Source organism: Streptomyces sp. NBRC 109706 (assembly GCF_000974485.1).
Taxonomy (GTDB): Bacteria; Actinomycetota; Actinomycetes; order Streptomycetales; family Streptomycetaceae; genus Streptomyces.
The window spans coordinates 421,303-439,633 of record NZ_BBOM01000007.1; the positions used below are offsets into that span (position 1 = coordinate 421,303).

Genomic DNA, 18,331 nt, shown 5'->3' on the forward strand with positions numbered 1-18,331 from the left:
CCGGGGCCGAGCCGCCCGGTCAGGAGTCGTAGAAGAGGCGTTCCACCACGGCGCGCGCCCGGCGCGTCACGCGGCGGTAGTCGTCGAGCATGCGGCCGGCGGTGCCGGGTTCGTAGCCGAGGTAGCGGGCGACGGCCGCCGTCTCCCGGCTGTCGGTGGGGAACGTGTCCAGCGGGCGACCGCGCACCAGCATCACCGCGTTGCGGACCCGGGAGGCCAGCACCCACGCCTCGTCCAGGATCTCCGCGTCGTCGGCCGCCAGCAGGCCGGCCGCCGTGGCGGCGGTCAACGCGGGGCGGGTGCCGGTGACGCGGAGTTCGGGAACCTCGGCCGCGTGCCGCAGCTGGAGGAGCTGGACGGTCCACTCGATATCGGAGAGGCCGCCCCTGCCGAGCTTGGTGTGGGTGGTCGGATCGGCGCCGCGTGGCAGCCGTTCGGCCTCCATCCGCGCCTTGACCCGCCGGATCTCCAGGACCGCCTCCTGGGCCACGCCCTCGGCCGGATAGCGCATGGGGTCGATCAGCTCGACAAAGCGTCGGCCCAACTCGGCGTCCCCGGCGACCGGTTCGGCGCGGAGCAGGGCCTGGCTCTCCCAGATCAGCGACCAGCGCCGGTAGTAGGCGGCATAGCTGGCCAACGAGCGGACCAGCGGCCCGTTGCGGCCCTCGGGGCGCAGATCGGTGTCGACCAGCAACGGCGGGTCGACGCTGGGGAGTTGGAGCAGCCGGATCATCTCGTTGGCCAGGCTTCTGGCCTGGTCGGCGGCCGCCCGCTCGTCGGCGCCCGGCAGTGGCTCGTGGACGAGGACCACATCGGCGTCCGAGCCGTAGGACAGCTCCCGGCCGCCGAAGCGGCCCATGGCGATCACCGCGAGGCGGGTCAGCGGCTCGGCGTCGCCGCGCGCAGCGACCGCCGCGTCCAGGGCGCCGACCAGCGTGGCGGCGTTGATGTCGGTGAGCGCGTCGCCGACCCGGTCGAGTTCGGCGGCGACGTCGACGGCCGAGCCGGGCGCGCCCTCGGGGGCGTACGCGCCGATGATGTCGGCCGCCGCCGTGCGGAACAGCTCGCGCCGGCGCACGCCGCGCGCGGCGGTGGCGGCGGCCTCGGGGCCGCTGGCCCGGCGGGTGGCGGCGCGCACCTCCTGGGTGAGCGCCGCCCGGCCGCGCGGTTCGAGCCCGGCGGGATCGCCGAGCAGGGCGACCGCCTCCGGCGCGCGCAACAGCAGGTCGGGGGCGAGCCGGCCGGCGGAGAGCACCCGGGCCAGGTTCTCGGCCGCCGCGCCCTCGTCCCGCAGCAGCCGCAGGTACCAGGGGCTGCTGCCCAGCGCGTCGGAGACCTTGCGGAAGCCGAGCAGTCCGGCGTCCGGGTCGGCCGAGTCGGCGAACCGGTCCAACAGGACGGGCAGCAGGGTGCGTTGGATGGCCGCCTTGCGGGTCACGCCGGAGGCCAGCGCCGAGAGGTGGCGCAGCGCGGCGGCCGGGTCCGTGTAGCCGAGGGCCTCCAGACGCTCCTTGGCGGCGCCCTCGCCGAGCCTGACCTGCTGGCCGACGTCGAGGCGGGCGACCGCGTCCAGCAGCGGCCGGTAGAACAGCTTCTCGTGCAGCCGCCGGACGCCCGAGGTGTGCCGGCGCCAGGCGGCGGTCAGCTCCTTGACCGGGTCGACGGTGAAGCCGAGGGAGCGGCCGAGCCGGCGCAGATCGGCCGCGTCGGTGGGCATCAGATGGGTGCGGCGCAGCCGGTAGAGCTGTATGCGGTGCTCGACCGTGCGCAGAAAACGGTAGGAACGGTCGAGCTCGGCGGCGTCCGTGCGGCCGACATAGCCCCCGGCGGCGAGCGCGGCCAGCGCGTCCAGGGTGGTGGCGTCGCGCAGTTCGGGATCGGCGCGGCCGTGGACCAGCTGGAGGAGCTGGACGGCGAACTCCACGTCGCGCAGCCCGCCGGGGCCGAGTTTCAGCTCGCGTTCCAGCTGGGCGGCGGGGATGGAACTCTCCACCCGGCGGCGCATCCGCTGGGTGTCGGGCACGAAGTTCTCGCGTTCGGCGGCCTGCCACACCAGGGGGGCGACGGCCGAGCAGTAGGCGGCGCCCAGCTCCGGATCGCCGGCGACCGGGCGGGCCTTGAGCAGCGCCTGGAACTCCCAGGTCTTGGCCCAGCGCCGGTAGTAGGCGAGATGGCTGCTGAGGGTGCGCACCAGCGGGCCGTTGCGGCCCTCGGGGCGGAGGTTGGCGTCGACCTCCCAGATGGTGCCCTCGGCGGTGCGGTCGGAGCAGATCCGCATCATCGCCGAGGCCAGTCGGGTGGCGGCGCGCAGGGCGACCTCCTCGTCGACGCCCTCGACCGGCTCGGCGACGAAGATCACGTCGACATCGGAGACGTAGTTCAGCTCCCGGCCGCCGGCCTTGCCCATGCCGATCACCGCGAGACGGCACTGGGCGACGTCGGCCGGGGCGCCGGCGCCCGCGATCCGGAGCGCGGCGCGCAGCGTCGCGGTGGCCAGATCGGCGAGTTCGGCGGCGGTCTCGGTGAAGCCGGCGGTGCCGGTGAGATCGCGGGCGGCGATGGTGAGCAGCGCGCGGTGGTAGCCGACGCGGAGCGCGTCCCGGTCGTGGGCGGAGGCGAGCGCGGCCGTGAACTCCTCGGTGCCCGGGTGCAGATCGGCGGTCTCGAAGGCGTGCAGCGCCTGCCAGGTGGCGGGGTGCCGCACCAGCTCGTCGGCCAGTCCCTCGGAGGCGCCGAGCACCGCGAGCAGCCGGTCGCGCAGGGGTTTGGCGGCCAGCAGGGTGTCCAGCAGGCGGGCGCGTTCGTCCGGGGGCTGGGCCTCGACCAGCCGGGCGAGGGCGCGCAGCGCCTGGTCGGGGTCGGCGGTGGCGCCCAGCGCGTCGAGCAGCGCGGTGTGCTGCGCCGCGGGGCGCAGCGGGGTCGACTCCAGCAGTCGTTCGGCGGCGGACGGGTCGGTGAACCCGCGGCGCGCCAGTTGTCCAAAGCGGCTGTCCCGTCGCCCTCCGACCGGCACCGTGGTCGTCCCCTCTCGGTCGCTGACCCGACGACCGGCCGCCCGTTGTCGCCGGCCGGTCCCGTCGGCGTCTTCCGGCATAGAGAGTAACCATGCTCCGGGCCCGCCCGTTCAGGCACCGCGCCCCCGGGCCGGGGCGATGTTGTGGTTGAAACGGAACATGTTGTCCGGATCGTGGGTGCGCTTCAGCTCGGCGAGCCGCACCAGATCGCAGGGGTCGTGCACCTCGGGGGCCGAGGAGATGGCGAGCGGTCCGGTCAGGAAGTTGACGTAGGAGCGGCCGGTGGACCAGGGGACCATGCGCTTCAGCAGCGCGTCGGCGTAGGCGCTGGTGCTGCCGGGCGGGGAGATCACCATCAGGCTGAACGCGGCGTCCCGGTTGCCCACGGCGCTCGGCACGGCCGGCGGGCGTCCGGCGGCGCCGCCGAGGTGGCGCAGTTCGACCATGTAGGCGGGGCACTGGGACACCTCGGGCCCGACCAGGGTCAGCACCTGGTCGACCGCGGCCGCGTCCAGATCGCGCAGCATCACCGAGTGCGCGTGGTGGTCGAGCGGTTCGACCGGATCGTCGTGCACCCGGGCGATCTCCAGATAGGGGCGTTCGGTGACGGTGTCGTACAGCGGCCGGGTGACGGCGCGCAGCGGGGCGATCAGCGCCTCGCCCTCGGCGACGGGCCCGGTGTGGGCGACCCGCAGGTGCACGGTGTGCGCGCCGCGCAGCGGTTCGGGGAGCTGGGGCCAGTCGGGGAGCCGCACCAGGGCCAGCGAACTGGTCATCGTCTCGGGGACGGTGGCCGTCCACATCCGCCAGGTGTGGGAGACCTCCGCCGCCGCCCACCCCGGGAAGTAGAGGCCGCCGCCGTAGAACCGGTCGACGGGGACCAGGCCGAACTCAAGCTCGGTGACGATGCCGAGGTTGTCCTTGCTGCCCCGCAGGCCCCAGTAGAGGTCCGCCTCGTCGCCGGCGCTGACCTGCCGGACGCGGGCGTCCGCGGTGATCACCTCAAGCCGGGTGACCAGATCGGCCGCGTAGCCGTAGCGTCTGGCCAGCGGTCCCAGGCCGCCGCCCAGGGTGTAGCCGACGACGCCGACCAGCGGGGAGGAGCCGTTGAGCGGCGCCAGGCCGTATGCCCAGGCGGCCCTGATCACCTGCTCCCAGCGGGCCCCGGCGGCGGCCCGCGCGGTGCGGGTGGCCGGGTCGACGCGGACCTCGTTCATCCGGTGGGTGCTGATCAGCAGGCCGCCGTCGGCCGGCCGGGTGATGCCGTGTCCGGTGGCCCGGACGGCGACCGGCAGCCCCTGTTCGGCCGCGTGCGCGACGGCGGTACGGACGTCGTCCCGGTCCTCGGCGGCGACGGTCAGCGCGGGGTGGTGGCGGGCGATGCCGTTGAAGGGGGCGGGCGGGGCGGCGGGTTCGGAAGCGGCGCTGCTCGCGTCGCCCGGGTCGAACACGGCGCCGCGCAGATGCCGAGCGAGCTGCTTGGCGAGCGGATGGGCGGGCACGTGAAGTCCTCTCGGAAGTGCGCTGGGGAGCACACAGTCTCAAGCCCGGGAGGTCCGTCTTACATCCCTCGTATGAGCGTTGCCGCATCACCGGGGAGCGCACGGCCATCCACGCGCGCCCCCGTCCACGCCCACCCGCCTGCTGCCGACCCCTTAGAGGACGGGCAGGTTCTTGCGCAACTCGAAGGCCGTCACCTCGGAGCGGTACTCCTCCCACTCCTGGCGCTTGTTGCGGAGGAAGAAATCAAAGACATGTTCGCCGAGGGTCTCGGCGACCAGTTCGCTGCGCTGCATCAGCTGAATGGCTTCCCCCAGGTTCTGCGGCAGCGGCTCGATGCCCAGCGCGCTGCGCTCCCGGTCGGTCAGCGCCCAGACGTCGTCCTCGGCGCCCGGCGGAAGTTCGTACCCCTCCTCGACGCCCTTGAGCCCCGCGGCCAGCAGCACCGCGTAGGCGAGATAAGGGTTGGCGCCCGAGTCCAGCGAGCGGACCTCGACCCGGGTGGAGACCGTCTTGCCCGGCTTGTACATCGGCACCCGGATCAGCGCGGAGCGGTTGTTGTGCCCCCAGCAGATATAGCTGGGCGCCTCGCCGCCGGCGCCCGCCGTGCGCTGGGCGCCACCCCAGATCCGCTTGTAGGAGTTGACCCACTGGTTGGTGATGGCGGAGATCTCCCCCGCGTGCCGCAGCAGACCGGCGATGAACGACCGGCCGACCTTGGAGAGTTGGTACTCGGCGCCGGTCTCGTGGAAGGCGTTGCGGTCGCCCTCGAAGAGCGAGAGGTGGGTGTGCATCCCCGAGCCGGGAAAATCGGAGAACGGCTTGGGCATGAACGTGGCCTGCACGCCCTGCTCCAGCGCCACCTGCTTCATCACCAGCCGGAAGGTCATGATGTTGTCGGCCGTGGAGAGCGCGTCGGCGTAGCGCAGGTCGATCTCCTGCTGGCCCGGGGCGCCCTCGTGGTGGGAGAACTCCACCGAGATGCCCATCGACTCCAGCATGGTGATGGCCTGCCGGCGGAAGTCCATCCCGACGTTCTGCGGGGTGTGGTCGAAGTAGCCGGAGGAGTCGGCCGGGGTGGGCCGGGTGCCGTCCACCGGCTTCTTGCTGAGCAGGAAGAACTCGATCTCGGGGTGGGTGTAGAAGGTGAAGCCCAGATCGGAGCTCTTGGCCAGCGCGCGCTTGAGCACATAGCGCGGGTCCGCGTAGGAGGGGGAGCCGTCCGGCATCAGGATGTCGCAGAACATCCGGGCGGTGCCCGGGGATTCGGCGCGCCAGGGCAGGATCTGGAAGGTGCTGGGCGCGGGCTTGGCGATCATGTCGGACTCGTGGACCCGGGCGAAGCCCTCGATCGCCGAGCCGTCGAAGCCGATGCCCTCCTCGAAGGCCTGCTCCAGTTCGGCGGGCGCGACGGCGACGGACTTGAGGAAGCCCAACACGTCGGTGAACCACAGCCGGACAAAACGGATGTCCCGCTCCTCCAGCGTGCGGAGCACGAACTCCTGCTGCTTCTCCATTTCCACCCATCCTCGCTGGTCAGACGGCTCTGTCCCCGGCTGCGGGACCCGACGGGGCCCGAAGAGCATCCCATCACAGGATTTCCGCCGCGTTGCGGTTCGACGACCGGACGTCCCGGGTGCCGTTCGAGTCCATTGTGGGGCACCGCGCCGAAGTCGACCGAGATCGGGCGTCCGGTGACCCCCCGGCGACTCCCTGGCCGCGGCCCGGCAGGCTTTACCCAAAGCTTCACTCGGCCCAGACGAGCCGGCCGTTGACGCGAATCCGCAGGTCAACGCCCGGTGTTCCGGGGGTGGCAGGGCTTTCGACGGTGGACCGGGCCGCCCGATCGAGGGAGCTTCCGGCAAGTCCCTGCGGCGTCGGGCGGCGGACCTCTACTCTCCTGTGTCACATAGCGAGTTGTGGTCGCTACGGCCAGTTGTCGCCTATGTCAGTGGCATGGGCCACCGTTCGTCCGTCCGTCGCAAGCCAGTGAGGAAGACCCAATGGTGCACGTCGGTTCATTACAGCGAACCAGCCGACCCGTCCCGCCCAGCGGACGGTGGTTCGTGCCGCCGGTCCTGGTGGCGCTCGGCGCGCTGGGCGCCGTGTTCGTGGTCCCGGCCGACGCCCGCCTCGCTGTGCTCTGGTGCGGCGGGTTGGCCACGGCGGCGGTGCTGCTGATCGTCGGCGAGACCGCGCGCCGGGGCCGGGCCATAGCCTTTCTGGAGGACCGACTCAGCCGCCATCTCGCCGACGCCGACCTGATGGCCTACGACCTGCTCCCGGTGGCGCTCGACCGGATGAAGAACGGCGATCTGGAGGACGATGTCATCCCCCAGCTCCCCGAGGAGACCACCTCCGACCCCCAACTCGTCGCCGCCTTCGAGGGAATGGCCTACGGCATCCTCGACGTGCTGCGGGAGAAAGAGCTGCAACGGGACTCGGCCAAGCGGGCCATCGTCAACATCGCGCACCGCATCCAGTCCGAGATCCACCGTCTCCAGGACGACATCGCCAAGATGCAGTTCCGGCACGGCACCCCCGACGTGCTGAGCGATCTGATGCATCTGGAACACCGCATCAACGTCACCGGTCGGTTCGCCACCAGCCTGGCCGTGGTCGGCGGCGGCGCCCCGGTGCGGCGCTGGGCCAGGCCCATCTCGCTGCACGACGTGATGCGCGCCGGATCTGGACCGATCAACGAGTACCTCAGGGTCGAGCAGCACCGCGTGATCGAGACGGCGGTGGTCGGCCACGCGGTCGAACCGCTGATCATGATCATGGGCGAACTGCTCGACAACGCCACCCGTTACTCCCCGCCCAGCAGCACCGTGGTGATGAACACCGAGGAGGTGGCGTCCGGCATCGAGGTGTCCATCGAGGACAAGGGCGCGGGGCTCACCGACGAGTCGCGGCGGCGCGCCGAGTTCCTGCTGCAACAGGGCGTGGACGGTCTGGATCTGGAGGATCTGGGCGAGACGGCCAGGATCGGGCTGCGGGTCGCCGGCATCCTGGCCAGCCACCACGGCGTCAAGATCTCGCTCCGCCCCTCCACCTGCGAGGGCGTGCGCGCGGTGGTCTTCCTGCCCAACGACCTGCTCACGGCGGTGCCACCGCCCAAGTACCCGATCCCGGCGCTGCGTCCGACCCCCCAGTGGCATCTGCCGATCGGCGAACTGAACGAGGACACCCCGCAGTACGAGCGGAACGCCAACGGCCTGCCGCAGCGCCGCAGGCGCCGGCAGCCGGAGCCGAACGGCGGCCAGCCCGTGCCGCGCCAGGCGCCGACGCGCCCGGCGGGGCGGCGCCCCGCGCCCGAGCGGCGGGAGTCGGGCCTGTGGGTGGACGCGTTCTTCGCCGGTATCAGGTCGGAGCCCGAGGGCTCGCCGTCCCCCGATGGGCCGGGCGAGGCCGAGCGGCCCAGCCCCTAGCGAGGCGCCCCACGTCGCGCCTGGCCGGGTGAGGGCCTGGCGCCGCAAAGCCTCAAACGCCGCTTCGAACGCCGCCTCGACGGCGTCGGACCTCGGATCAAGTCGGAATTAAGGGTGAGAAGCACGTGACACAGCGTCGGTTCAAGGACATGGACTGGATGCTCAGGGACCTGGCCGCCTCCGTCCCGTGTATCCGGCACATCGTGGTGCTGTCGGCGGACGGGCTGTGCATGGCGCAGCACGGCAGCGAGCGGGACAGCGGGGACCGGCTGGCCGCCGCCGCCTCCGGAATCAAGAGCCTGGCCCAGTCCATCGCCACCGAACTCCCGGGCGACGAGGGCGATGTGAAGATGGTGCTGCTGGAGCTGACCGGCGGCTTCTTCTATCTGATGTCGGCCGGGGAGCGCTCCTATCTGGCGGTGACCGCCGACGCCGAGGTGGACCCGGGGCTGATCAGCCAGCGGATGCGCGATCTGGTGCTGCGGATCGGCGAGCACCTCTCGACCGGCACCAGGACACCCGAGCAGGCCACCCAGTGATCGTCGGCGACGAGGGACAGGAGGACGAATCTCCGTCGCGCCGCAAGCCGGACGACGACCAGCCCGTTCCGCTCTATGTGGTGACCGGTGGCCGCAGCGAGTCCAAGGACGCCCTGGCCCTCGACCTGGTCACCCTCGTGGTGGCCAGGGCCGATCCGCAGGCCGGGCAGTCCCCGGAGCACGCCGCGCTGCTGCGCATGTGTCGCTACCCCATCTCGGTGGCGGAGATCTCGGCCTATGTCGGCCTTCCGTTCAGTGCGGTGATCGTGCTGCTCATGGATCTGCTCGACAGCTCCCAGGTGGACGTCAGGCAGACCCGGGTGGAACAGCACGCGGCCGCCGCCGATCCCGACCTCGAAACCCTGAAGGCACTGATCGATGGCCTACAACGACTCTGAGTTCACCCCTGGGCCCCGCGACGAGGACCTGCTGCCCAGCTCGGCCGAGCAGTCGGTCAAGGTGGTCGTCGTCGGCGGCTTCGGCGTGGGCAAGACCACCATGGTCGGCGCGGTCAGCGAGATCCGCCCGCTGACCACCGAGGAGACCATGACCCAGGCCGGTGCCGGGGTGGACGACCTGGCCGGCGTGGAGCGGAAGACGGAGACCACCGTCGCCATGGACTTCGGCCGGATCACCTTCAACGAGCGGCTGGTGCTCTACCTCTTCGGCACCCCCGGGCAGCAGCGGTTCTGGTTCCTGTGGAACGGCGTCATCGAGGGCGCGCTGGGCGCGGTGGTGCTGGTGGACAGCCGGCGGCTCGAAGACAGCTTCCAGGCGATGGACCGGCTGGAGGAGTGCGGCGTCCCCTTTGTCGTCGCGATCAACAACTTCCCCGACGCCCCGCTCTACCCCGTGCCCGAACTGCGCGCCGCCCTCGATCTGTCGAGCCAGGTGCCGGTGGTCAGCTGTGACGCCCGCAAGTTCGACTCCAGCCGGGATGTGCTGCTGACCCTGCTGCGCCATCTCTACACCCGCGCCACCGAGAACACCCCGGCCGGCCCCGGCCTTTCGTCCCATCCCGCTTCTCCACACCCACCCAGTGCCGCTCCCCCGCACCCCTCGGAGGCCCCGTGACCGCCACGCCCGAACCGCCACGCGCCTTTGGCCCGTCCGGTGGACCGCCGCCCGGCTGTCCGGCCCACCAGGGCACCGGCGGCCCGGGCGGCGTGCAACGGCTCTACGGAGCGGCCGCCTCGACCGACCCGATGGGCCTCTACGAACGGCTGCGCACCGAACACGGCCCGGTCGCCCCGGTGTTGCTCGAAGGGGACGTGCCGGCCTGGCTGGTGCTCGGCTATGACGAGATCCTGCAGGTCACCCGCAACCCCCGACGGTTCCGCAGGGACGGCAGGGCCCTGTCGCCCTGGCAGCGCGGCGAGATCGGCGCCGACTCCCCGATCGGCCCGGTGCTGCTGTGGGGCCCGGACTGCACCCACCAGGACGGCGGCACCCACCAGCGGCTGCGCGGCGCGGTCAACGAGTCCCTGGAACGCTTCGACCGCCGGGGGCTGCGGCGCTATGTGCAGCTCTACGGACACCAGTTGATCGACGGGTTCGCCGCCGAGGGCCGGGGCGAGATCCTGAGCCAGTACGCCCAGCAACTGCCCATGCTGGTGCTGACCGTGGTGCTCGGCCTGCCCGAGGAGGAGGGGCCGAGGCTGGTGGAGGCCAGTCGGCAGCTGCTGATCGGCACCGAGAAGGCGATCGAGGCCGACCGCTATATCCAGCGCGCCCTCACGGAGTTGGTCGCCACCAAGCACACCACCCCGGGACACGATCTGGCCTCCTGGCTGATCGCCCATCCGGCCGACCTCTCCGACGACGAGGTGCTGCACCATCTGCGGCTGGTGCTGGTCGCGGCCAACGAGACCACCACCAACCTGATCGTCAACACGCTGCGGGTGGTCTTCACCCACCCCAGGTTCCGGGGTTCGCTGCACGGCGGCCGGATGACGCTGCCTGCGGCGGTGGAGCAGGTGCTCTGGGACGAGCCGCCGATCTCCGTCTGCCCCGGCGGATTCGCCAGCGAGGACGTGGAGTTGGGCGGCCAGAACATCCGCAAGGGCGATATCTTACTTCTCGGCCTGGCGGCGGCCAACGCCGATCCCGCCATCCGCCCCTCCCCCAGCACCCCGATGCACGGCAACCGTTCGCATCTGTCGTTCACCAGCGGGCCGCACGAGTGCCCGGGCCAGGACATCGGCCGGGCCATCACCGTGACGGGCATCGAGGTGCTACTCTCCCGGCTGCCCGATCTGCGGCTGATGCTGGAGCCGGACGAGCTGACCTGGTCCTCCTCCACCTGGTCCCGCCATCTCGTCGCGCTGCCCGTGGAGTTCACCCCGAGGACCCGCGCGGAGCGGCTGTCGCTGGTGCCGCCGGCGCCGGGGCGCCGCGCCGCGCCCGGGCGGCGGCCGGGGCCGCCGGCGGCGGCGCCGGCGCCGGACCAGCCGGCGGCTAGTGCGCGACGGTCGCCCTGGGCGGTGCTACGCGGGCTGTTGGGCCGATCGACGGAGCGGGCGCCGGCAGAGCGCCCACCGGAACGACGGGGCCGCTGACCTCGCCGGACGGCGGGGAGGCGGGGCCCGAGGCGGGCCCGGGCACGGTGAGGTCGCCGATCACGCCCCGGCCGGCCGCACCGCCCGTATAGCGGGCGGAGGCCACGCCCCAGCGCTGGTTCCCCGCCATCCAGCAGCGCAGGCCCTCCAGATAGCGCTCGACGGCCACCCGGCCCGCCGTGTCAAGGCCGAGGCGCGCGGCGATCCTGGGCACCCGGCCCGACAGTTCGATGAACATCTCGACGCGCCCCCTGACCAGCGCGGTGACCTGACGCACCGCCTGGGCCCTGGTGCAGCCCTGGGCGCGCTGCCGGATCAGCACCAGATTGTGCGGATCGCCCTGGGCCTCCTCCCGCTCCAGGGAGTGGACGTCGTTGCAGAGGAAGATCACATCGCCGGCGCAGCGGGTGAGGATCTGCAGCTCACGGCTCCAGTAGGCGCGGGCCGGCACCTCGAAGCGGCCGGCGCGCTCGATCAGATCGAAGCAGGGGGCGGTGCCGACCGCCTGCCGGCGCAGCGACAGATAGGCGTTCTCGTCCAGCGGGGCGCCCGAGAGCCGGTTGCGCGCCTCGCCCACATAGGAGCGGAAGAAGCGGGTGAGGTTGTCGGCGGCGCGCCGCCGCCAGGCATCGGACATGCCGGCCGAGGCGCGCCGCCACATGTCGGCGTAGGCGCGGGTGAGCGGCAGGTCCAGGGCCGGCCGCTCGCCCGGCGGCCGATAGGGGATGCCGGCCAGCGCGGTGGAGAGCCGGAACGCGCTGCTCGGGCTGCGGCCCAACTCGCCGTCGAACTGGTCGTCCAGTGGGAAGCCCAGGCAGACCGCGTCCGTGGCCAGCTCGATGTCCTCGGCGTTCGCCTCGGGATAGGCGTAGGCGGCCAGATCGGTGAGCCGCCAGTCGGCGTAGGCGCGCAGCGCCGGCCCTTCGGCGACCAGCCCATGGGCGCGGACCCAGCCGAGGTGGTGCGCCCGCGCCCGCTCGGCCAGCGGGTTGACCCGGCGCGCGAACGGCAGGAAGAACCGCACGTCCTGCGGCATGTGCCAACCCCCTTCTGCGCGTGCACTTGCTCTGCCCCAACCGTCGCAGGAGCAACCGGGGGACGTGTCCACCCCTGGCCGGATCGCCTCGGTAGTCGGGAGATCACCGCAGGTGATGGGGCGTGCGCCGGCATACATAACGACCGAAACGAGACGTCCACGCCCCCATAGCGTCAGTCGGACGATTACACTCACTCCCGTGCCTCAGCTACGACTTGCCCTCAATCAGATCGACTCCCGGGTCGGTGATCTGGCCGGCAACGCGGAAGCGGTGCTGCGCTGGACCCGGCACAGCGTCCAACGGGGCGCGCATCTGGTGGCCTTCCCCGAGATGATGCTCACCGGCTACCCGGTGGAGGACCTGGCCCTGCGCGGCTCGTTCGTCACCGCGAGCCGGGACGCGCTGCGCGCGCTGGCCGAACGACTGGCCGCCGAAGGTCTCGGCGAGGTGCCGGTGGTGGTCGGCTATCTGGACCGCACCGAGCACGCCGAGCGGCATCTGGGGCAGCCGGCCGGCGCCCCGCGCAACGCGGCTGCGGTGCTCCAGGGCGGCCGGGTGCGGCTGGCCTTCGCCAAGCACCACCTCCCCAACTACGGGGTGTTCGACGAGTACCGCTACTTCGTCCCGGGCGACACGCTGCCGGTGGTGCGGGTGCGCGGCGTCGATGTGGCGTTGGCGATCTGCGAGGACCTGTGGCAGGACGGCGGCCGGGTGCCGGCCACCCGCGCCGCGGGCGCCGGTCTGCTGCTGGCCGTCAACGCCTCGCCCTACGAGGTGGCCAAGGACGACACCCGGCTGGAGCTGGTGCGCAAGCGCGCCAGGGAGGCGGGCTGCGCGCTGGCCTATCTGGCGATGATCGGCGGCCAGGACGAGCTGGTCTTCGACGGGGACTCGCTGGTGGTGGACGAGCACGGCGAAGTCCTGGCGCGCGGGCGGCAGTTCGCCGAGGAGTGCCTGCTGGTGGATCTGTCGCTGCCGGCGGCCCCGGACGAGCCGCCCACCGGGCTGGCCGACGACGGGCTCACCATCGACCATCTGACGCTGACCGCCGAGCCGGCCGAGCCCTACGAGCCCGCGTACCCGGGCGTGGTGGCCGAACGGCTCGACGACGCCGAGGAGATGTACCAGGCGCTGGTCACGGGCCTGCGCGCGTACGCGGTGAAGAACGGCTTCGCCTCGGTGCTGATCGGGCTCTCCGGCGGCATCGACTCGGCGCTCTGCGCGGCCATCGCCTGTGACGCGCTGGGCGCCGAGCACGTCTTCGGGCTGGCGATGCCGTCCCGCTACTCGTCGGAGCACTCGCTGGACGACGCCAGGGAGTTGGCCAGGCGCACCGGGCTCGATCTGCGGACGGTGCCGATCGGCGGCATGTTCGACGCCTATATGAGTCAGGTGGAGCTGACCGGGCTCGCCGAGGAGAACCTGCAGTCCCGGCTGCGTGGCACCCTGCTGATGGCGGTCTCCAACCAGGAGGGCCAGATCGTGCTGGCCCCCGGCAACAAGAGCGAGCTGGCCGTCGGGTACTCCACGCTCTACGGCGACTCGGTCGGCGCGTTCGGCCCGATCAAGGACCTCTACAAGACCGGCGTCTACCGGCTGGCCAGATGGCGCAACGAGGCGGCCGCCCGGCGCGGCGAGACGCCGCCGATCCCGGAGAACTCCATCGTCAAGCCGCCGAGCGCCGAGCTGCGCCCGGGGCAGGTGGACACGGACTCGCTGCCCGACTACGACACCCTGGACGGGATCCTGGAGCGCTATGTGGACCGCGACCAGGGCTGGTCGGCGATCGTGGCCGACGGTTTCGATCCCGAGCTGGTGACGCGGGTGCTGCGGCTGGTCGACCGGGCGGAGTACAAGCGCCGCCAGTACCCGCCGGGCACCAAGATCTCCCCGAAGGGCTTCGGCAAGGACCGCAGGCTGCCCATCACCAACGGCTGGCGCGAGGGCGACTGAACGCGCCGGCGCCGCGCACCGGTTGACGGCGCACTTGGTCTAGACATGTCCACGACATCCTTCTACGCTGCTCCCCGCAGAGTATGAGAGCGCTCTCGGTCTCCGCTGTTCCGCCCCATCGCAGGTAGAGCACTCGAAGGAGAACCCCCACCATGAGACGCACCAGAGGCATGCGCCTTGGCCTGTCCGCGCTGCTGGTCGCCGGCGCGCTGGCCGGCACCGGCGCCGCCACCACCGCATCGGCCTCGGCCGGCGAACCGGTCGCCGGCGAGGCCCTGTTGACGGCCCTCCAGCAGGACTACGGCCTCACCGCCGAGCAGGCCGAACAGCGGCTCGCCGACGAGGCCGCCGCCACCGCGATCGAGCCAGCTGCCCGGCAGGCGGCTGGCCCGGCGCTCGGCGGCAGCTGGTTCGACCCGGCGAGCGGCGAGCTGGTGGTCGCCGTCACCGACGCCGACCAGGCCGACGCCGTCGAGGAGGCCGGCGCCAGGGCCACCCTGGTCCGGCACAGCGAGGCCGCCCTCGACACCGCCAAGGCGTCCATCGACACCCTGGCCGACAGCGCGGGCGCGCCCGACGCGGTGGCCAGCTGGCAGGTCGACCCCCGCGCCAACAGCGTGGTGGTCAATGTCGTCGAGGGCACCGAATCGACCCCCGAGGTCGCCGCGTTCCTCGACGAGGCCCGCGCGGCGGGTCCGGTGGCAGTCCGCACCGTGGGCGAGGCACCGGCGACGTTCGCCGCCGGCACCGTGGGCGGCGACCCGTACTACACCGGCAACGTCCGCTGCTCCATCGGCTTCTCCGTGCACGGCGGCTTTGTCACCGCCGGGCACTGCGGACCGCAGGGCGCCGACGTGTTCGGCTGGGACCGCTCGCATATCGGGCAGTTCCAGGGCTCGTCGTTCCCCGGCAACGACTACGCCTGGGTGAGCGTCGGCAGCGGCTGGTGGACGGAGCCCGTCGTGCTGGGCTGGGGCGCGGTCTCCGACCAGCTGGTGCGCGGCTCGGCCGAGGCCCCGGTCGGCGCCTCCATCTGCCGTTCGGGCTCCACCACCGGCTGGCACTGCGGCACCCTGCTGGCCAAGAACGAGACGGTCAACTACGGCAACGGCGACCTGGTGTACGAGCTGACCAAGACCAGCGTCTGCGCCGAGGGCGGCGACTCCGGCGGCTCCTACATCAGTGGCGACCAGGCCCAGGGCGTGACCTCAGGCGGCTGGGGCAACTGCTCCAGCGGCGGCGAGACCTGGTACCAGCCGCTCAACGAGATCCTGTCGGTCTACGGGCTGACCCTGCACACCGCGTGACCCACGCGGCGGGCCGCCGTCCCCACCCTCGCGGGCGGCGGCCCGCCGTCACAGCCCCGGCGCGCCCCAGACGGGGAACCAGCGGCTGAGGTCGTTCTCCACCCTGAGATCGTCGGCGAGCAGCGCCCGCACCCGCAGCTCAAGACCGTTGTCCCGGCGCTCCTTGGCGCCGGCCAGCGGCGCGAACGGGTAGAACGTGCCGCGCTTGTAGAGGTAGACCAGGGCCAGCGGCTGGCCCTCGGGGTCGCGGAAGCCGACCAGCGAGCAGAGCAGTTGGGGCCCGAACCCGGCGTCCTTCAGCAGGGTGTTGACGGCGTGCAGATCGTTGACCAGATCGGCCGGCCGGTCGGCGGGATGGCGGGCCAGCAGCCAGGTGTAGCCGTAGTCGTCCTGGCTGAACTCCACGGGCGGCGAGCCCTGGTCGACATCGGCGTCCAGCAGCTGGTGCACCTCGTCGCGGACCCGGGCGAAGGCGCCGCCCTCCACGCTGGCGAAGCAGACGGAGCCGGCCCCGGTGGGGGTGAAGCCGCCGCCGGCCTGGAGGGTGATGGCGGCCGACGGCACGGCGAAGAGCTGGTCGAGATCGGGTGTGACCGGTTTGCGCCGGCCGAGGATCGCGTCGAAAAGGCCCACGTGGTCGCTTGCCTGCCTTCCGGTCGGCTTCCTGTGCGGGTTGTGCGGGTTGTACGGGTTGTCCGGGTTATATGCGTTGGCGGGTTGTGCGGGGCCCGGCGGTCAGGGGCGGCCCAGTTCGGCGGAGAGCCGGCCGAGGCGGTCGAGACGCTGCTCCAGCGTGGGATGCGAGGAGAACAGCTTGCTCAGCCCGTCGCCGGAGAGCGCGGGGGCGAAGTAGAACGCGTTGAACGGCTCCGCCTGCCGCAGATCCCGGGTGGGGATGCGGCCCATCTGCCCCGAGACCTTGGTGAGCGCCGAGGCCAGCGCCGAGGGCCGGCCGGTGAGCAGCGCCCCGGCGCGGTCGGCGGACAGCTCGCGATAGCGGGAGAGCAGCCGGGTCAGCAGAAAACTGATCACATAGACGACGGCGCTGATCAGCGGGATCAACAGGAAGAGCACGTTCTGGTTGTTCCGCCCACCCCGACTGAGGCCGGTCCACAGGGCCATTCTGGTGATCAGACCGGCCAGCACGCCCAGGAACGCCGCGACCGTCATCACCGCGACGTCCCGGTGCGCCACATGGGACAGTTCATGGGCCAGCACGCCCTCCAGCTCGTCGGGCTCAAGGCGGCGGAGCAGGCCGGTGGTCGCGCAGACCATGGACTTCTTCTGGCTGCGCCCGGTGGCGAAGGCGTTGGGGACATCGGTGTCGGCGATGGCCACCTTGGGCTTGGGCATATCGGCCAGCGCGCACAGCCGGTCGACGGCGCCGTGCAGCTCGGGCGCCTGTTCGGGGGTGACCTCCCGGGCGCCCATGCTGTAGGCGGCGATCCGGTCGCTGAACCAGAACTGGACGAAGAACAGCCCGCCGGCGAGGACCAGGATCAGGGGCCACGCCTGGCCGAAGGCGGCGATCAGCACCCCCACGAAGACCACGTACAGCAGCCCGATCAGGAACATGGTGAGCACCATGCGACGGGTGAGCCCGTGATCGGAGGCGAACCGCGTGCGTGCCATACCGCTCCCTTCCCAAGAAGCTCACAGCTCGGGGACGTCTCTCAAAAGTAGAACAACCGGAGCGAAAACCGGAACAAAGAGAGAAAGCCAGGAGCGAGCGGAGGGGACCGGGACAACCCAGGGCAACCGCTCCCCTGCGCGCGGTGATCCGTGCCGGTCAGAAGTCCACGCGGGCCGCGACGGGCAGATGATCACTTCCGGTCGAGGGCAGCGTCCAGGAGGACACCGGCTCAAGGCTTCGCACCAGAATCTGGTCGATCCTGGCCATGGGGAAGTCGGCGGGCCAGCTGAAGCCGAAGCCGGCGCCGGCGGCCCCCTGGGTGGAGCGCAGCTGGGAGGTGAGCGGCGCCAGCGCCCGGTCGTTCATGGTGCCGTTGAGATCGCCGAGCAGCACCGCGTGCTCCACCGGCTCGTGGGCGATGGCCTGGCCCAGCAGCTCGGCCGCCTCGTCCCGCCGCTCGGCGGTGAACCCGGATCTGAACTCCACCCGCACCGACGGCAGATGGGCCACATAGACCGCGACGGGCCCTTCGCCGGTGGCCACCGTGCCCCGGAACGCGCGCGTCCAGCCCATCCCGGTGTCCACCGGGGCCACGTCGACGATGGGGTGGCGGCTCCACAGCCCGATGGTGCCCTCGACGGCATGGTGCGGATAGACCCGGGCCAGCTCCTCCTCGTAGGTGGCCAGCTCCCGCTGCGGCACCTCCTGGAGCGCGATCACATCGGCGCCGCTGTCGGCCAGCTGGCTCGCCGTGGCGGCGTGGTCGGCGTTGCCCTCGTCCACGTTGTGGCTGACCACCATCAACGCGCCGCCTGACCCCGTCTTGTCCAGCAGCAGCCCGCCGAAGAGGTTGCTCCATACCAGGACCGGGGCCAGCAGCGCCGCCAGCGCCGTGACGGAGCGGCGCAGCACCGCGCAGAGCGCCAGCACCGGGACGGCGAGCGCGGTCCAGGGGAGGAAGGTCTCCAGCAGGCTGCCCAGGTTGCCGATCTTGTTGGGCACCCTGGCGTGCACGGTCAGCAGCAGCGCCAGGGCCAGCGCCAGGCCCGCGGGCACCAGGCCGCGCCGCCAGCGTCCGACCCGGTCGCTCCATCTCGGCCCGGGGGCACCCGCTTCGTCGGCCGTCGTCTCGGCTGTCACGTCGAGCGCCCTCCGGCCTGCCTTGGGGGTGTCCACATGTGCCATTCGCGCCCTCGCTGACCGTCGTGCTGTTCGTCCGGGCTCCGCCGCTGGAAATCCGCGCTACCTCAAGGGACAGGACGGCCACGGTACGGCGCGGGGTTCCGTTATATCAGTCGCGATCTTCGCCCCCCACTTCCCGCCGTCGGCGGTCGGTGCGACGATGGAGGAAGTCCGGGG

Annotated in this window: 14 protein-coding genes; 7 read left to right on the forward strand and 7 right to left on the reverse strand. The window is 72.0% G+C overall.

The features are described 5' to 3' along the window. Positions 1 to 19: 19 nt before the first annotated feature. The 3 genes from AOM46_RS16120 to glnA form a co-directional block, all read right to left on the reverse strand. A complete protein-coding gene (locus tag AOM46_RS16120) occupies positions 20 to 3,013 on the reverse strand; it encodes a bifunctional [glutamine synthetase] adenylyltransferase/[glutamine synthetase]-adenylyl-L-tyrosine phosphorylase (protein WP_062212709.1) in 2,994 nt (997 codons plus the stop codon). Positions 3,014 to 3,124: 111 nt separating this feature from the next. Further along, a complete protein-coding gene (locus AOM46_RS16125; protein ID WP_078856870.1) occupies positions 3,125 to 4,516 on the reverse strand; it encodes an FAD-binding oxidoreductase in 1,392 nt (463 codons plus the stop codon). Between the two features lie 153 nt (positions 4,517 to 4,669). Then, a complete protein-coding gene (gene glnA / locus AOM46_RS16130; protein WP_062211870.1) occupies positions 4,670 to 6,031 on the reverse strand; it encodes a type I glutamate--ammonia ligase in 1,362 nt (453 codons plus the stop codon). Between the two features lie 549 nt (positions 6,032 to 6,580). Here glnA and AOM46_RS16135 point away from each other — a divergent pair. The 5 genes from AOM46_RS16135 to AOM46_RS16155 all read left to right on the forward strand — a co-directional run bounded on the left by AOM46_RS16135 (position 6,581) and on the right by AOM46_RS16155 (position 11,042). After that, positions 6,581 to 7,945: an ATP-binding protein gene (locus AOM46_RS16135; protein WP_062211874.1), complete on the forward strand. Its 1,365-nt coding sequence runs from the start codon at positions 6,581 to 6,583 to the stop codon at positions 7,943 to 7,945. A 149-nt stretch (positions 7,946 to 8,094) separates the two neighbouring features. Further along, on the forward strand, positions 8,095 to 8,484 hold the full coding sequence (locus AOM46_RS16140) for a roadblock/LC7 domain-containing protein (protein WP_062211877.1): 390 nt from the start codon (positions 8,095 to 8,097) through the stop codon (positions 8,482 to 8,484). Next, the gene (locus AOM46_RS16145; RefSeq protein ID WP_370592726.1) at positions 8,481 to 8,882 is read left to right on the forward strand and encodes a DUF742 domain-containing protein; all 402 of its coding nucleotides are present in this window, start codon (positions 8,481 to 8,483) and stop codon (positions 8,880 to 8,882) included. Before AOM46_RS16140 ends, AOM46_RS16145 begins: the two co-directional genes overlap by 4 nt. Next, positions 8,863 to 9,558, forward strand: coding sequence for an ATP/GTP-binding protein (locus AOM46_RS16150; protein ID WP_078856871.1), 696 nt, complete (start codon positions 8,863 to 8,865; stop codon positions 9,556 to 9,558). Before AOM46_RS16145 ends, AOM46_RS16150 begins: the two co-directional genes overlap by 20 nt. Then, the gene (locus AOM46_RS16155) at positions 9,555 to 11,042 is read left to right on the forward strand and encodes a cytochrome P450 (RefSeq protein ID WP_062211880.1); all 1,488 of its coding nucleotides are present in this window, start codon (positions 9,555 to 9,557) and stop codon (positions 11,040 to 11,042) included. The genes AOM46_RS16150 and AOM46_RS16155 overlap by 4 nt, the downstream gene beginning before the upstream one ends. On the opposite strand, the gene AOM46_RS34055 is transcribed toward AOM46_RS16155, so the two are convergent. Then, the gene (locus tag AOM46_RS34055; RefSeq protein WP_158920442.1) at positions 10,942 to 12,078 is read right to left on the reverse strand and encodes a terpene cyclase; all 1,137 of its coding nucleotides are present in this window, start codon (positions 12,076 to 12,078) and stop codon (positions 10,942 to 10,944) included. The genes AOM46_RS16155 and AOM46_RS34055 overlap by 101 nt on opposite strands. A 199-nt stretch (positions 12,079 to 12,277) precedes the next feature. On the opposite strand from AOM46_RS34055, the gene AOM46_RS16160 reads away from it, so the two are divergent. Together AOM46_RS16160 and AOM46_RS16165 are read left to right on the forward strand one after the other, a co-directional pair. Next, entirely contained in the window at positions 12,278 to 14,032 is a 1,755-nt protein-coding gene (locus AOM46_RS16160) for an NAD+ synthase (RefSeq protein ID WP_062211883.1), read from the forward strand. 152 nt (positions 14,033 to 14,184) lie between these two features. After that, positions 14,185 to 15,339, forward strand: coding sequence for a S1 family peptidase (locus AOM46_RS16165; RefSeq protein ID WP_062211886.1), 1,155 nt, complete (start codon positions 14,185 to 14,187; stop codon positions 15,337 to 15,339). Positions 15,340 to 15,387: 48 nt separating this feature from the next. On the opposite strand, the gene AOM46_RS16170 is transcribed toward AOM46_RS16165, so the two are convergent. The 3 genes from AOM46_RS16170 to AOM46_RS16180 all read right to left on the reverse strand — a co-directional run bounded on the left by AOM46_RS16170 (position 15,388) and on the right by AOM46_RS16180 (position 18,157). Further along, positions 15,388 to 15,972 (reverse strand): hypothetical protein, encoded by a 585-nt coding sequence (locus tag AOM46_RS16170; protein WP_062211889.1) that lies wholly within the window; start codon positions 15,970 to 15,972, stop codon positions 15,388 to 15,390. A gap of 102 nt (positions 15,973 to 16,074) precedes the next feature. Beyond that, positions 16,075 to 16,971 (reverse strand): zinc metalloprotease HtpX, encoded by an 897-nt coding sequence (htpX, locus tag AOM46_RS16175; protein WP_062211891.1) that lies wholly within the window; start codon positions 16,969 to 16,971, stop codon positions 16,075 to 16,077. A 157-nt stretch (positions 16,972 to 17,128) separates the two neighbouring features. Further along, positions 17,129 to 18,157, reverse strand: coding sequence for an endonuclease/exonuclease/phosphatase family protein (locus AOM46_RS16180; protein WP_062211894.1), 1,029 nt, complete (start codon positions 18,155 to 18,157; stop codon positions 17,129 to 17,131). Between the last annotated feature and the right edge of the window lie 174 nt (positions 18,158 to 18,331).